We start from the raw sequence: 15,108 nt of genomic DNA, 5'->3' as shown, positions 1-15,108 counted from the left end.
GCTGTCTGCGGCGGACGTACGCGCGGCTACCGTTGACTCGGTACTGTTGAAGTCTCCGAGACCTCACCCGGCGCCCGCGCGAGCGGTCGCGCGCCGGTGCGGATTCGGAGCGCGCCACCTTCACCATCTCCAGGAAAGAAGCAGCCACCGTGTCTGAGTCCCCCCTGTACGACGCCGACGAGACCGTCCGCGAGGCGGATGTCGCCGCCGAGCTGGACGCGGCCGAGCTGGCTGACGACACCGAGTCCGCCGAGCAGATCGTGGACGCCGTGGACGGCGACGAGGACGAGGTCGAGGCGTACGACGAGGCCGAGGCCGGCGAGCCCGCCGAGGAGGCCGCTCTGTCCGTGGAGGCCGCCGACGCGGAGGACGCCGCCGAGGTCGCCGAGGAGGAGGTCGAGGAGGCCGAGGAGGTCGACCCGGTCGCCAAGTTCCGCGAGGACCTGCGCTTCATGCCCGGCGAGTGGTACGTGATCCACACCTACGCCGGCTACGAGAACCGGGTGAAGCAGAACCTGGAGCAGCGCGCCGTCTCGCTGAACGTCGAGGAGTACATCTTCCAGGCCGAGGTGCCGCAGGAGGAGGTCGTCCAGATCAAGAACGGCGACCGCAAGACCATCCGCCAGAACAAGCTCCCCGGCTACGTCCTGGTGCGCATGGACCTCACCCCCGAGTCCTGGGGCGTCGTGCGCAACACCCCCGGTGTCACCGGCTTCGTCGGCAACGCCTACGACCCGTACCCGCTGACCCTGGACGAGGTCGTCAAGATGCTCGCCCCGGACGTCGAGCGCCAGGCCGCGAAGGAGGCCGGCAAGCCGTCGCCGGTCAAGCCGAGCGAGATCCAGGTGCTGGACTTCGAGGTCGGCGACTCGGTCACCGTCACGGACGGTCCGTTCGCCACCCTGCAGGCGACCATCAACGAGATCAACCCCGACTCGAAGAAGGTCAAGGGCCTGGTCGAGATCTTCGGCCGGGAGACCCCGGTCGAGCTGTCCTTCGACCAGATCCAGAAGAACTAGTCGTACGGTCTTCGGATTCGGGGCGGGGCCGACGGCCCCGCCCCGAATCCGTTTTGGTCCAGCGGCGCATCCGCGTTAGCCTGGTCCGATGTGTGTGCTGGCGGCCGGGTGTCGCCCCGGTTCCGCACGCACCAGCAATCACCTCTCGGAAGGACCCGGAGAGACATGCCTCCCAAGAAGAAGAAGGTCACGGGGCTTATCAAGCTCCAGATCAACGCCGGCGCGGCCAACCCGGCGCCGCCGGTCGGCCCCGCGCTGGGCCAGCACGGCGTCAACATCATGGAGTTCTGCAAGGCCTACAACGCTGCGACCGAGTCGCAGCGCGGCATGATCGTGCCGGTGGAGATCACGGTCTACGAGGACCGTTCCTTCACCTTCATCACGAAGACGCCGCCGGCCGCGCGCCTCATCCTGAAGGCCGCCGGTATCGAGAAGGGCTCCAGCGAGCCGCACAAGACCAAGGTCGCCAAGCTCACCAGCGCCCAGGTCCGCGACATCGCCACCACCAAGATGCCCGACCTGAACGCCAACGACCTGGACGCGGCGGAGAAGATCATCGCCGGCACCGCCCGGTCGATGGGCATCACCGTCGAGGGCTGATCTCCTCTCCCCGAGGGCAGATCCCCTTCTCGTCCCCCGTGGTAGGGCCTGCGCAGGCCCGATGACTACCACAACTCCAATCACCATTCAGGAGCAGCAGTGAAGCGCAGCAAGGCTCTGAAGGCCGCGGACGCTCAGGTCGACCGCGAGCGCCTTTACGCCCCCCTCGAGGCCGTCCGCCTCGCCAAGGCGACCAGCACCACCAAGTTCGACGGCACCGTCGAGGTCGCCATGCGTCTGGGCGTCGACCCGCGCAAGGCCGACCAGATGGTCCGCAGCACCGTGATCCTCCCGCACGGCACCGGTAAGACCGCTCGGGTCCTGGTCTTCGCGACCGGCGACCGTGCCGAGGCCGCGCGTGCTGCCGGCGCCGACATCGTCGGCTCCGACGAGCTCATCGACGAGGTCGCCAAGGGCCGTCTGGACTTCGACGCCGTCGTCGCCACCCCGGACCTCATGGGCAAGGTCGGCCGCCTGGGCCGCGTGCTCGGTCCCCGTGGTCTGATGCCGAACCCGAAGACCGGCACCGTGACCCCGGACGTCGCCAAGGCTGTCAACGACATCAAGGGCGGCAAGATCGAGTTCCGCGTCGACAAGCACTCGAACCTGCACTTCATCATCGGTAAGGCCTCCTTCACCGACGAGCAGCTGGTCGAGAACTACGCCGCCGCGCTGGACGAGGTGCTCCGCGCCAAGCCGTCCGCCGCCAAGGGCCGCTACATCAAGAAGACCGCGTTCTCGACCACCATGGGCCCCGGCATCCAGGTGGACCCGAACCGCACCCGCAACCTCCTCGTCGAGGAGGACCCGGCCGCGGTCTGAGCCCCAGTGCTCTGAAGCAGTCCGCACGGCGGGCCCGTACCCCTTCGGGGGTGCGGGCCCGCCGTCGTTCCCGGGGACGGGCGGTCGGGCCGGGCAGTCGGGACCGGGGGTGCGGCGGACATGGTTGCGGAACCGGGACCTGCGGGGATGGGAACGGTCGGTCGAGTCGTCGTACGCTCTGCCGGTCAGATCATGTGGAGAACCCGTGACCGCCGGAGTGAGTCGTGCCGCCCGCCCTTCGCCCCGCCGCCCCCGCCCGGGCGGCGGCCCTGCTGCTGCTCGGCGCCACCACCGGATGCAGCCTGCTGGCCGCCCCCGCCACCGGCATCCCCGGGCAGCCCGCGCCGGTGCCGCCGAAGCAGGTGGTGCTCACCGCCGCCCAGGCGCTGGACGACTCCGGCACCGCCCGGATCGACGTCGTCCAGGAGGGCCCGGCCGGCCGGCGCACCGCGAGCGGCACGCTCACCTGGGGAGCCCGGGACGAGGCCGCGCTGACCGTCACCGATGAACTCGGAGCCGGGCGGCTGACCGTCCGGGACGGCGCGGTCGACCTCGCGTACCAGGACGGCCGGGCCAAGCACGCGGACCGCGCCACGGCCGAGTCGCTCGACCCCGCCGCGGGGGCCGCCGGCGGCTGGGCGGGCGGCTGGACGACGGCGCTGATCACCAACCCGGGCAGCCGCGCGTACGCCGTCGCCCAGGCCGGCACGCTCGGCTCGCTCGGTGGCGAGGACGTCGCCGGGACGACCGCGGCGCACTACCGGGGCTCCACGCCGGTGGCCGAATACTTCGGCGCGGAAGGGGAGTTGGGGCCGGACCGGCTGGCCGCGGTGCTCGACTGGTACCAGCGGCACGGGGTGAAGACGATCGACTGGGACCTCTGGGTCGGGCCCGGCTCCCGGCTGCTGAGACTGCGCGAGACCGTCACCGGCGACACCGGGACCACCGTCACCACGACCGAGGTCTCGGGCGCCGCTTCCTCGGACCCCACCGCTGCCGCGACGGGGTGACGAGCGCCGAATTCCGGTGTCCCGGGCGGCGGTTGATCGCATAGAGTCCGCACAAGGAGCACCACCGGCTCACCGGGGGAGGGGAGTCGGGAATCCTCAGTGGGGGGAACCATGGGAATTCGTAGCAAGTCCGCCGCCGTCGTCGTGCTCGCCGCCCTGGCGCTGACCACGACGGCCTGCGACGACGAGAAGAAGGACGGCGGCAAGGCCGCGGCACCGGCCGCGACGGCCGCGGCGACCGCCGAGGACACGCCGTCCGCACCGCCGGCCAAGGTGACTCCGGCGATCTTCCTGGAGAAGGTCACGGAGAAGACCGGGGCGGCGAAGTCCGCGAAGATCGACGAGTCGATCACGATCGGCGCGACCACCATCAAGGGCAAGGGCGCGGCCTCCTGGGCCCACGGCCTCCAGGCCGACATCACCATGGACGTGTCGGGATCGCCGCTGGCCAAGACGCTCGAACCCGTGACCGGCGGCCCGAGCGTGCACTACCTGTACACCGACATCGGTATGTACATGAAGCTGGGCCCGGACGCGTCCGCCGAGCTCGGCGGACACCGCTGGCTGCGGTACACGAAGGAGGACCTGGCCAAGGCCACCGGCGCGCAGACCACCCAGTTCACCAGCATGGACCCGGTCCAGGGCGTGCGGGCGCTGATCGCCGGCGGCAAGGTGACCGAGGTCGGCCAGGACACGGTGAACGGCAAGGCCGCCACCCACTACACCGGTGAGCTCGACCTGGCTGACATGATCAAGGTGACCGGCTCCAGCGTGACCCAGGAGCAGATCGAGAAGATCAAGCAGGGCCTGACGGCCAACGGCGTCACCCACGAGACGCTCGACGTCTGGGTCGACGCCGACATGCTGGTGGTCAAGCGGGTCGAGCAGGCCGACACCAAGGCCGGGGCGCTCAACGTCACCGTGGGCTACTCCGACTACGGCACCCCGGTCCTCGCGGCCGAGCCGTACGACTACGTCGACATGAGGGAACTGCAGAAGCATTCCGAGGGGGCCACCGCGTCCTGAGGCCGGGGTGGATGGCAAGGTGGCCCGGGTGAGAGAGGAACGGACGATGGTGGGACGGCAGCGGCGGGCGGGAGTGGCCGCCGTCGCGCTGCTGGCGGTCGGGCTCACCGGGTGCGGCGGGGGCGAGGACCGGGCGGCCGTGCCGTCCGGCAGTCCGAGCGCGACCAGTGCCCCGGCCACCGTGGCCACCCCGACCGGGCCGGCCAAGCCCACCGACCGCTCTCCGCACGGCGTCCTGCTCTCCGCCGAGCTGGCCATGCAGACCGCCCGCCGGGCCAAGGTCAGCTACCGGCTGGGCGCGGACGCCGGCGCCGGCCCGCTGTTCTGGGCGCCGAAGACGGCGCTGCAGGTCAAGCGCTCGACCGCGGGCGGCCCGGAGCAGCTGATCGTCGTGGACACCGTCGCCTACCAGGGCGGCGACGCGGCCACCGCGGCCCGCCAGGGCGGCCGGCACTGGGAGCGCTTCACCGTCCCGCCGGACCCGGACGGCCGCAAGGAGGTCCCGTACGCCGGGCTGATCGACTCGCTGAACCCGGTGGAGGCGCTGGCCGCCGCCACCGCGGACGGGGTGGTGCCCGCCTTCCTCGGCGAGGAGAAGCTGGAGGACTCGACCGTCGAGCACTACCGGGTCACCACCACCGCGGAGAAGTACGCCGCCGCCCAGGCCCAGCTGACCCAGGCCCGCCGGGACGGCCTGCGGGCCGCCCTGGCCCCCGGCGGCTCGCACTCGCTGACCCTGGACCTCTGGCTCAACGACAAGGACCAGCTGGTCAAGCTGCAGCGCACCGGGAGTGGCGACGGCGGCGGCCGGGCGGACGACCTGGTGCTCTACTCGGACTTCGCCGGGGCGCTGCTCTCGGCCCAGGCCCCGGCCGAGCCGGACACCGTGGACACCGGCGTCCGGACGGTCTCCCCGCTCGCCCGCTGAGCCGCGCCGGGCCCGCCGGGCTGCTCCGTCCGAGGGCGATTTGCGTCGTACGGGTGCGTCCGTCTAATCTGGCGGAAGCCAAAGACCGCTGGTTGTCGCCGCGCCCGTCAGGGAGCAGGCGGCCGAAGGATCTGTGATTCGTCGCAGGCAGCCCGCGCAGGTGTGTCTGGAGCTTTCGATTTCCGGGTGCCGCGTCCGCGCGGAGCCCGTCGAGGTCACTGCGAGCCCCGTGCGCCCTGCGCATCGGGGCTCATTGCTTTTGCAGGAGCTTTCCTTCCGCCCTGGTGGTCCGAGGTGTGAATGGTCGACTTTCGCGGTCGGCCGGACTTCGACATCACGGAAGGAGGCGTAAGCCTATGGCCAGGCCCGACAAGGCTGCTGCCGTCGCTGAGATCACGGACAAGTTCCGTGGTTCCTCCGCGGCGCTGCTGACCGAGTACCGCGGTCTCTCGGTGAAGCAGGTCAAGACCCTGCGTCGCTCGCTCGGCGACAACGCCGAGTACGCCGTGGTGAAGAACACGCTGACCAAGATCGCGGCCAACGAGGTCGGGATCACGGAGCTGGACGACCTGTTCAACGGTCCGACGGCTGTCGCCTTCGTCACCGGTGACCCGGTGGAGTCGGCGAAGGCTCTGCGTGACTTCGCCAAGGAGAACCCCGCTCTCATCATCAAGGGCGGTGTCCTTGACGGTAAGGCGCTGTCCGCCGATGAGATCAAGAAGCTCGCGGACCTCGAGTCCCGCGAGGTGCTGCTCGCCAAGCTGGCGGGTGCCCTGAAGGCCAAGCAGTCCCAGGCTGCCGCGCTCTTCCAGGCCCTGCCGTCGAAGCTCGTCCGCACCGTGGACGCGCTGCGCGACAAGGTCGAGCAGGGCGGTGCCGGTACGCCGGCTCCCGCCGCCGAGGACGCCGCCGCCGAGTAATCGGCAGGCTCACGCCTCGCTGCGGGCCCGTACGCCCGCCAACCCGTACATCCGGCACCACCTGCCGATTTAGTGGAAGGACGCCATCATGGCGAAGCTGACCCAGGACGAGCTGCTCGCGCAGTTCGAGGAGCTCACCCTCATCGAGCTCGCCGCCTTCGTGAAGGCCTTCGAGGAGAAGTTCGACGTCACCGCTGCCGCCCCGGCCGCTGCCGTCGTCGTTGCCGGCGGTGCCGCCGGTGGCGCCGAGGCCGTTGAGGAGCAGGACGAGTTCGACGTCATCCTCGACGCCGCCGGCGACAAGAAGATCCAGGTCATCAAGGAGGTGCGCACCCTGACCTCCCTCGGCCTGAAGGAGGCCAAGGACCTCGTTGACACCGCTGGTGCCAAGGTCCTGGAGAAGGTTGCCAAGGACGTTGCCGAGAAGGCCAAGGCCGCCCTCGAGGGTGCCGGCGCCAAGGTCACCGTCAAGTGACTTCTCGCCCCCTCTGAGGGGGCCTGAGGCCGGGCCGATCACCCTTGCGGGTGGTCGGCCCGGCTTTTTCGCGTTCCGGGGGCAGGGCGCCGGAGCCGGGGGACGCCCGCCGCCCGGCCGGTCCGGACCACCGGTGTGGCCGATCGCTCACTCGGCACTGTCGGTCGCGAGGAGTAAGGTGATCACGGTCATCGACGGTGGCCCCCACCACGGCTTCTGTAACGCCGGAGGGGTCACGGGCGATGGAGAGGGCGAGGTCCGCCCCGCCGGCGGGCCCTTGACGAACCCGACGCGGCGCGCGATTCTCAAGGCGCGAGTCCGCCGGGTTGGTCCACTGCTGGATGCATAACCAGTGGCTCCGGCGGGAAATGACTCGACGTGAGTTAGAGCAGTACCCGGTGGGCGTCCGCGCTCGCCGGCTACCGGGAGGAGTCTCCGATTCGGTTTCCGAATCAGAGCTGGACAGCAGTGTGGCCTTTGGCTACACTGTCCCTTTGCGCTGCCTGTTAGCTTCTCCGTGACTCGTCGCCCGGAGTTTGCGTTGCCCTGAAGGGGTCTGGCATCGCCTCCGCAAAGCGGCTCTGACCTCGGGTTTCGACCCCGGCAGAGGCCAGTGGCGAGGGAGGCGGGACCAAGGCTCAAGCAGGCCCGGCTGGTACGCGCGTAGTGAGCTCCGAGCCCTCGGAAGGACCCCCCTCTTGGCCGCGCCGCGCAACGCCTCGAACAATTCCGCCGCATCCACCGCCCCGCTCCGCGTCTCGTTCGCGAAGATCAAGGAGCCCCTCGAGGTCCCGAACCTCCTGGCCCTGCAGACCGAGAGCTTTGACTGGCTGCTCGGCAACGCGGCCTGGAAGGCCCGGGTCGAGGAGGCGCTGGAGTCCGGTCAGGACGTCCCCACCAAGTCCGGTCTGGAGGAGATCTTCGAGGAGATCTCCCCGATCGAGGACTTCAGCGGGTCGATGTCGCTGACCTTCCGCGACCACCGTTTCGAGCCGCCGAAGAACTCCATTGACGAGTGCAAGGACCGCGACTTCACGTACGCGGCCCCGCTCTTCGTCACGGCCGAGTTCACCAACAACGAGACCGGTGAGATCAAGTCTCAGACGGTCTTCATGGGCGACTTCCCGCTCATGACCCACAAGGGCACGTTCGTGATCAACGGCACCGAGCGTGTCGTCGTGTCGCAGCTCGTCCGCTCCCCGGGTGTGTACTTCGACTCCACCCTGGACAAGGTGTCCGACAAGGACATCTACTCCTGCAAGGTCATCCCCTCGCGTGGTGCCTGGCTGGAGATGGAGATCGACAAGCGCGACATGGTCGGCGTCCGCATCGACCGCAAGCGCAAGCAGTCCGTCACCGTGCTGCTGAAGGCTCTCGGCTGGACCAACGAGATGATTCTCGAGGAGTTCGGCGAGTACGAGTCGATGCGCAACACCCTGGAGAAGGACCACACCCAGGGCCAGGACGACGCGCTGCTCGACATCTACCGCAAGCTGCGTCCGGGCGAGCCGCCGACGCGTGAGGCCGCGCAGACGCTGTTGGAGAACCTGTACTTCAACCCGAAGCGCTACGACCTCGCGAAGGTCGGCCGCTACAAGCTCAACCGCAAGCTGGGCAACGCCGAGTCGCTGGACTCCGGCGTGCTCACCGAGCCCGACATCATCGGTGCGATCAAGTACCTGGTGAAGCTGCACGCCGGTGAGACCGAGTGGCGTGACGAGACCGGCCGCGACATCGTGGTCGAGGTCGACGACATCGACCACTTCGGCAACCGCCGCCTGCGCAACGTCGGCGAGCTCATCCAGAACCAGGTCCGTACGGGTCTCGCCCGCATGGAGCGCGTCGTGCGCGAGCGCATGACCACCCAGGACGTCGAGGCGATCACGCCGCAGACCCTGATCAACATCCGGCCGGTCGTCGCCTCCATCAAGGAGTTCTTCGGCACCAGCCAGCTGTCGCAGTTCATGGACCAGACGAACCCGCTGTCGGGCCTGACCCACAAGCGCCGTCTGTCCGCCCTCGGCCCCGGTGGTCTGTCCCGTGAGCGGGCCGGCTTCGAGGTCCGAGACGTGCACCCCTCGCACTACGGCCGCATGTGTCCGATCGAGACCCCGGAAGGCCCGAACATCGGTCTGATCGGGTCGCTGGCCTCGTACGGCCGGGTCAACGCCTTCGGCTTCATCGAGACCCCGTACCGCAAGGTCGTCGACGGTGTCGTCACCGAGCAGGTGGACTACCTCACCGCCGACGAGGAGGACCGCTACGTCATCGCCCAGGCGAACGCGCCGCTGACCGCGGACCTGCACTTCGCCGAGCCGCGCGTCCTGGTCCGCCGCCGTGGCGGCGAGATCGACTACATCCCGGGCTCCGAGATCGACTACATGGACGTCTCGCCGCGCCAGATGGTGTCGGTCGCGACCGCCATGATCCCGTTCCTCGAGCACGACGACGCCAACCGCGCGCTCATGGGCTCGAACATGATGCGCCAGGCGGTGCCGCTGCTGAAGAGCGAGGCTCCGCTGGTCGGCACCGGCATGGAGTACCGCTGCGCCGTCGACGCCGCGGACGTCATCACCGCCGAGAAGTCCGGTGTCGTCCAGGAGGTCTCGGCCGACTACGTCACCGTGGCCAACGACGACGGCACGTACACCACGTACCGCGCCGCCAAGTTCACCCGCTCCAACCAGGGCACCGCCTTCAACCAGAAGGTGCTCGTGGACGAGGGCGCCCGGGTCGAGGTCAACCAGGTGCTGGCCGACGGCCCCTGCACCGACGAGGGCGAGATGGCCCTCGGCAAGAACCTGCTCGTGGCGTTCATGTCGTGGGAGGGTCACAACTACGAGGACGCGATCATCCTGTCGCAGCGCCTCGTGCAGGACGACGTCCTCTCCTCGATCCACATCGAGGAGCACGAGGTCGACGCCCGTGACACCAAGCTCGGCCCCGAGGAGATCACCCGGGACATCCCGAACGTCTCCGAGGAGGTCCTGGCCGACCTCGACGAGCGCGGCATCATCCGGATCGGCGCCGACGTCGTCACCGGTGACATCCTCGTCGGCAAGGTCACCCCGAAGGGTGAGACCGAGCTGACCCCCGAGGAGCGCCTGCTCCGCGCGATCTTCGGCGAGAAGGCCCGTGAGGTCCGCGACACCTCGCTGAAGGTCCCGCACGGTGAGTCCGGCAAGGTCATCGGCGTCCGCGTCTTCGACCGTGAAGAGGGCGACGAGCTGCCCCCGGGCGTCAACCAGCTGGTCCGCGTCTACGTGGCCCAGAAGCGCAAGATCACCAACGGTGACAAGCTCGCCGGCCGCCACGGCAACAAGGGTGTCATCTCCAAGATCCTGCCGGTCGAGGACATGCCCTTCCTGGAGGACGGCACCCCGGTCGACATCATCCTCAACCCGCTGGGTGTCCCGTCCCGAATGAACCCGGGACAGGTCCTGGAGATCCACCTCGGGTGGCTCGCCAAGCAGGGTTGGGACGTCTCCGGCCTCGCCGACGAGTGGGCCCAGCGCCTGCAGGCGATCGGCGCCGACCAGGTCGAGGGTGGCACCAACCTCGCCACCCCGGTCTTCGACGGCGCCCGCGAGGACGAGATCACCGGCCTGCTGGACAACACCACCCTCACCCGTGACGGTGAGCGCCTGGTGAACTCCACCGGCAAGGCCCGGCTGTTCGACGGCCGCTCCGGCGAGCCGTTCCCGATGCCGGTCTCGGTCGGCTACATGTACATCCTCAAGCTGCACCACCTGGTCGACGACAAGCTGCACGCCCGTTCGACCGGTCCGTACTCGATGATCACCCAGCAGCCGCTCGGTGGTAAGGCGCAGTTCGGTGGTCAGCGCTTCGGTGAGATGGAGGTGTGGGCCCTCGAGGCGTACGGCGCTGCGTACGCGCTGCAGGAGCTGCTCACCATCAAGTCCGACGACGTCCTGGGCCGCGTGAAGGTCTACGAGGCGATCGTCAAGGGCGAGAACATCCCCGAGCCCGGCATTCCCGAGTCCTTCAAGGTGCTCATCAAGGAAATGCAGTCGCTCTGCCTCAACGTGGAGGTGCTGTCCTCGGACGGCCAGTCCATCGAGATGCGGGACTCCGACGAGGACGTGTTCCGCGCCGCCGAGGAGCTCGGCATCGACCTGTCCCGGCGCGAGCCGAGCAGCGTCGAAGAGGTCTGACGGAGGCCGGGCCGGCTGCCCCGCGCAGCCGGCCCGTCCCCCAGGCCCCCCTCAGACCACAGACAAACTCTCGAATCACGAAAGAGGGCTTGACGACCAGTGCTTGACGTCAACTTCTTCGACGAGCTCCGCATCGGCCTGGCCACCGCCGACGACATCCGCCAGTGGTCGCACGGCGAGGTCAAGAAGCCGGAGACCATCAACTACCGCACCCTGAAGCCCGAAAAGGACGGACTCTTCTGCGAGAAGATCTTCGGCCCCACCCGGGACTGGGAGTGCTACTGCGGTAAGTACAAGCGCGTCCGCTTCAAGGGCATCATCTGCGAGCGCTGCGGCGTCGAGGTGACCCGCGCCAAGGTGCGTCGCGAGCGGATGGGCCACATCGAGCTGGCCGCCCCGGTCACGCACATCTGGTACTTCAAGGGCGTGCCGTCCCGCCTGGGCTACCTGCTCGACCTGGCGCCGAAGGACCTCGAGAAGGTCATCTACTTCGCCGCCTACATGATCACCTGGGTCGACGACGAGCGCCGCCAGCGCGACCTGCCGTCCCTGGAGGCGCACGTCTCGGTCGAGCGCCAGCAGATCGAGAACCGCCGCGACTCCGACCTCGAGGCCCGCGCCAAGAAGGCCGAGACCGACCTGGCCGAGCTGGAGGCCGAGGGCGCCAAGGCCGACGTGCGCCGCAAGGTGCGCGAGGGTGCCGAGCGCGAGATGAAGCAGCTGCGCGACCGCGCGCAGCGCGAGCTGGACCGCCTCGACGAGGTGTGGGCCCGCTTCAAGAACCTCAAGGTCCAGGACCTCGAGGGCGACGAGCTGCTCTACCGCGAGCTGCGCGACCGCTTCGGCACCTACTTCTCCGGCTCGATGGGCGCCGCGGCCCTCAAGGACCGCCTGGAGACCTTCGACCTGGCGGCCGAGGCCGAGCGCCTGCGCGAGATCATCCGCACCGGCAAGGGCCAGAAGAAGACCCGTGCGCTCAAGCGCCTCAAGGTCGTCTCCGCCTTCCTGCAGACCAGCAACAAGCCCAACGGCATGGTGCTGGACTGCGTCCCGGTCATCCCGCCGGACCTGCGTCCGATGGTGCAGCTGGACGGTGGCCGCTTCGCGACCTCCGACCTGAACGACCTGTACCGCCGCGTCATCAACCGCAACAACCGCCTGAAGCGCCTGCTCGACCTCGGTGCCCCCGAGATCATCGTGAACAACGAGAAGCGCATGCTCCAGGAGGCCGTCGACGCGCTGTTCGACAACGGCCGCCGCGGCCGTCCGGTCACCGGCCCGGGCAACCGCCCGCTGAAGTCCCTCAGCGACATGCTGAAGGGCAAGCAGGGTCGTTTCCGCCAGAACCTGCTCGGCAAGCGAGTCGACTACTCGGCCCGTTCGGTCATCGTCGTCGGCCCGCAGCTCAAGCTGCACCAGTGCGGTCTGCCGAAGGCCATGGCGCTGGAGCTCTTCAAGCCGTTCGTGATGAAGCGCCTGGTCGACCTGAACCACGCGCAGAACATCAAGTCGGCCAAGCGCATGGTCGAGCGCGCCCGCCCGGTCGTGTGGGACGTGCTCGAAGAGGTCATCGCCGAGCACCCGGTCCTGCTGAACCGTGCGCCCACCCTGCACCGCCTCGGCATCCAGGCCTTCGAGCCGCAGCTGGTCGAGGGCAAGGCCATCCAGATCCACCCGCTCGTCTGCACCGCGTTCAACGCGGACTTCGACGGTGACCAGATGGCCGTCCACCTGCCGCTCTCCGCGGAGGCGCAGGCCGAGGCCCGCATCCTGATGCTGTCCTCGAACAACATCCTGAAGCCGGCCGACGGTCGCCCCGTCACCATGCCGACCCAGGACATGGTGCTCGGTCTGTTCTTCCTGACCTCGGACCGCGAGAACGTGAAGGGCGCCGGCCGCACCTTCTCGTCGACCGCCGAGGCGATCATGGCCTTCGACGCCCGCGAGCTGGACGTCCAGGCCCCGATCGAGCTGCGCCTCGGCGCCGGCACCGTCCCGCCGCGCGGCTGGACCGCCCCGGTGGACGAGGACGGCCAGCCGACCTGGTTCGACGGCGAGCCCTTCCGCCTGAGCACCACCCTGGGCCGCGCGCTCTTCAACGAGCTGCTGCCCGAGGACTACCCGTTCGTCGACTACGAGGTGGGCAAGAAGCAGCTCTCCGCGATCGTCAACGACCTGGCGGAGCGCTACCCCAAGGTCGTCGTCGCGGCGACCCTGGACAACCTGAAGGCGGCCGGCTTCCACTGGTCGACCCGTTCCGGTGTCACCGTCTCGATCTCGGACGTCATCGTCCCGCCGAGCAAGCCCCAGATCCTGGAGGGCTTCGAGGCGAAGGCGGAGAAGGTCCAGAAGCAGTACGAGCGCGGTCTGATCACCAACGACGAGCGCAAGCAGGAGCTCGTCGGCATCTGGACCCAGGCGACCAACGAGGTCGCGGACGCCATGGCGGCGAACTTCCCGAAGACCAACCCGATCTTCATGATGGTCGACTCGGGCGCCCGAGGGAACATGATGCAGATGCGCCAGATCGCCGGTATGCGTGGTCTGGTGTCGAACGCCAAGAACGAGACCATCCCGCGACCCATCAAGGCGTCGTTCCGTGAGGGTCTCACCGTGCTGGAGTACTTCATCTCCACCCACGGTGCCCGTAAGGGTCTGGCCGACACCGCCCTCCGTACCGCCGACTCCGGCTACCTCACCCGTCGTCTGGTCGACGTCTCCCAGGACGTCATCATTCGTGAGGAGGACTGCGGCACCGAGCGCGGCCTGAAGCTGTCGATCGGCTCCGTGGGCGCCGACGGCGTGCTGCGCAAGGCCGACGACGTCGAGACCAGCGTGTACGCCCGCATGCTCGCCGAGGACATCACCGTCGACGGCAAGCTGCTGGCCACCGCCAACACGGACCTCGGCGACGTCCTGATGGACGAGCTGATCCGCCACGGCGTGTCCGAGGTCAAGGTCCGCTCGATCCTGACCTGTGAGTCCGCGGTCGGCACCTGCGCCATGTGCTACGGCCGTTCGCTGGCCACCGGCAAGCTGGTCGACATCGGTGAGGCGGTCGGCATCATCGCCGCCCAGTCCATCGGTGAGCCCGGCACCCAGCTGACCATGCGTACCTTCCACACCGGTGGTGTGGCCGGTGACGACATCACCCAGGGTCTGCCGCGTGTCGTCGAGCTCTTCGAGGCCCGTACCCCCAAGGGTGTGGCCCCGATCTCCGAGGCCACCGGCCGCGCGCGGATCGAGGACACCGAGAAGACCCGCAAGATCGTCATCACGCCGGACGACGGCAGCGACGAGATCGCCTACCCGGTCTCGAAGCGCGTGAAGCTGCTCGTCAGCGAGGGCGAGGCGGTCGAGGTCGGCCAGAAGCTGACCATGGGTGCCACCAACCCGCACGACGTCCTGCGCATCATGGGCCAGCGTGCCGTCCAGATCCACCTGGTCGCCGAGGTCCAGAAGGTCTACAACTCGCAGGGTGTGTCGATCCACGACAAGCACATCGAGATCATCATCCGGCAGATGCTCCGCCGCGTGACGATCATCGAGTCGGGCGACGCCGAGCTGCTCCCGGGCGAGCTCGTCGAGCGCGGCCGCTTCGAGCAGGAGAACCGTCGCGTGGTGTCCGAGGGCGGTCACCCCGCCTCCGGCCGTCCGCAGCTGATGGGTATCACCAAGGCCTCGCTGGCCACCGAGTCCTGGCTGTCGGCCGCCTCCTTCCAGGAGACGACCCGGGTCCTCACCGACGCGGCGATCCACGCCAAGTCGGACCCGCTGCTGGGCCTCAAGGAGAACGTCATCCTCGGTAAGCTCATCCCGGCCGGTACGGGCCTGCCCCGCTACCGCAACATCCGGGTCGAGCCGACCGAGGAGGCCAAGGCCGCCATGTACTCGGCCGTCGGCTACGACGACTACGACCTGTCGCCCTTCGGCGCCGGCTCCGGCCAGGCCGTCCCGCTGGACGACTACGACTACGGCCCGTACACCGGCTGAGTCGCGCGTCACTGATCGCTCGCAGGGCGGTCACCCCTCACGGGGTGGCCGCCCTGCGGCGTTTCCGGGCCCTCCTCCGTCGTGCGGGGGAGGGGGTGGAACCGCTCGGCGGAGGGAGGTGGGGGAGGGGGCCGGTGCGG

10 protein-coding genes are annotated in these 15,108 nt (G+C 69.0%); all 10 read left to right on the top strand.

Annotated features, from left to right (window positions below; translation table 11 throughout):
- Positions 1-149 precede the first annotated feature (149 nt).
- The 10 genes from nusG to VM95_RS06505 all read left to right on the top strand — a co-directional run bounded on the left by nusG (position 150) and on the right by VM95_RS06505 (position 14,968).
- Positions 150-1,019, top strand: a complete 870-nt coding sequence (gene nusG, locus VM95_RS06550; protein WP_078859635.1) for a transcription termination/antitermination protein NusG — start codon at positions 150-152, stop codon at positions 1,017-1,019.
- Between the two features lie 165 nt (positions 1,020-1,184).
- Complete coding sequence (rplK, locus tag VM95_RS06545; protein ID WP_030232334.1) at positions 1,185-1,619, top strand: 50S ribosomal protein L11; 435 nt, start codon at positions 1,185-1,187, stop codon at positions 1,617-1,619.
- A 99-nt stretch (positions 1,620-1,718) separates the two neighbouring features.
- A complete protein-coding gene (gene rplA / locus VM95_RS06540; protein ID WP_045693072.1) occupies positions 1,719-2,441 on the top strand; it encodes a 50S ribosomal protein L1 in 723 nt (240 codons plus the stop codon).
- Between the two features lie 224 nt (positions 2,442-2,665).
- A complete protein-coding gene (locus VM95_RS06535; RefSeq protein WP_045693071.1) occupies positions 2,666-3,451 on the top strand; it encodes a hypothetical protein in 786 nt (261 codons plus the stop codon).
- A gap of 111 nt (positions 3,452-3,562) precedes the next feature.
- Positions 3,563-4,477 (top strand): SCO4651 family lipoprotein, encoded by a 915-nt coding sequence (locus VM95_RS06530; protein ID WP_045693070.1) that lies wholly within the window; start codon positions 3,563-3,565, stop codon positions 4,475-4,477.
- A 46-nt stretch (positions 4,478-4,523) separates the two neighbouring features.
- Positions 4,524-5,405 (top strand): SCO4651 family lipoprotein, encoded by an 882-nt coding sequence (locus VM95_RS06525; protein WP_157882002.1) that lies wholly within the window; start codon positions 4,524-4,526, stop codon positions 5,403-5,405.
- Positions 5,406-5,761: 356 nt separating this feature from the next.
- Positions 5,762-6,325: a 50S ribosomal protein L10 gene (gene rplJ / locus VM95_RS06520; protein WP_045693068.1), complete on the top strand. Its 564-nt coding sequence runs from the start codon at positions 5,762-5,764 to the stop codon at positions 6,323-6,325.
- Between the two features lie 88 nt (positions 6,326-6,413).
- Positions 6,414-6,800: a 50S ribosomal protein L7/L12 gene (gene rplL / locus VM95_RS06515; protein WP_045693067.1), complete on the top strand. Its 387-nt coding sequence runs from the start codon at positions 6,414-6,416 to the stop codon at positions 6,798-6,800.
- Between the two features lie 698 nt (positions 6,801-7,498).
- Positions 7,499-10,975 (top strand): DNA-directed RNA polymerase subunit beta, encoded by a 3,477-nt coding sequence (gene rpoB / locus VM95_RS06510; RefSeq protein WP_045693066.1) that lies wholly within the window; start codon positions 7,499-7,501, stop codon positions 10,973-10,975.
- Between the two features lie 99 nt (positions 10,976-11,074).
- A complete protein-coding gene (locus VM95_RS06505) occupies positions 11,075-14,968 on the top strand; it encodes a DNA-directed RNA polymerase subunit beta' (protein ID WP_045693065.1) in 3,894 nt (1,297 codons plus the stop codon).
- The last annotated feature ends 140 nt before the right edge of the window (positions 14,969-15,108 follow it).

Origin of the sequence: Streptomyces rubellomurinus (assembly GCF_000961885.1) — a bacterium.
Classification (GTDB): Bacteria; Actinomycetota; Actinomycetes; order Streptomycetales; family Streptomycetaceae; genus Kitasatospora; species Kitasatospora rubellomurina.
This window is presented reverse-complemented; position numbering and strand designations above follow the sequence as displayed.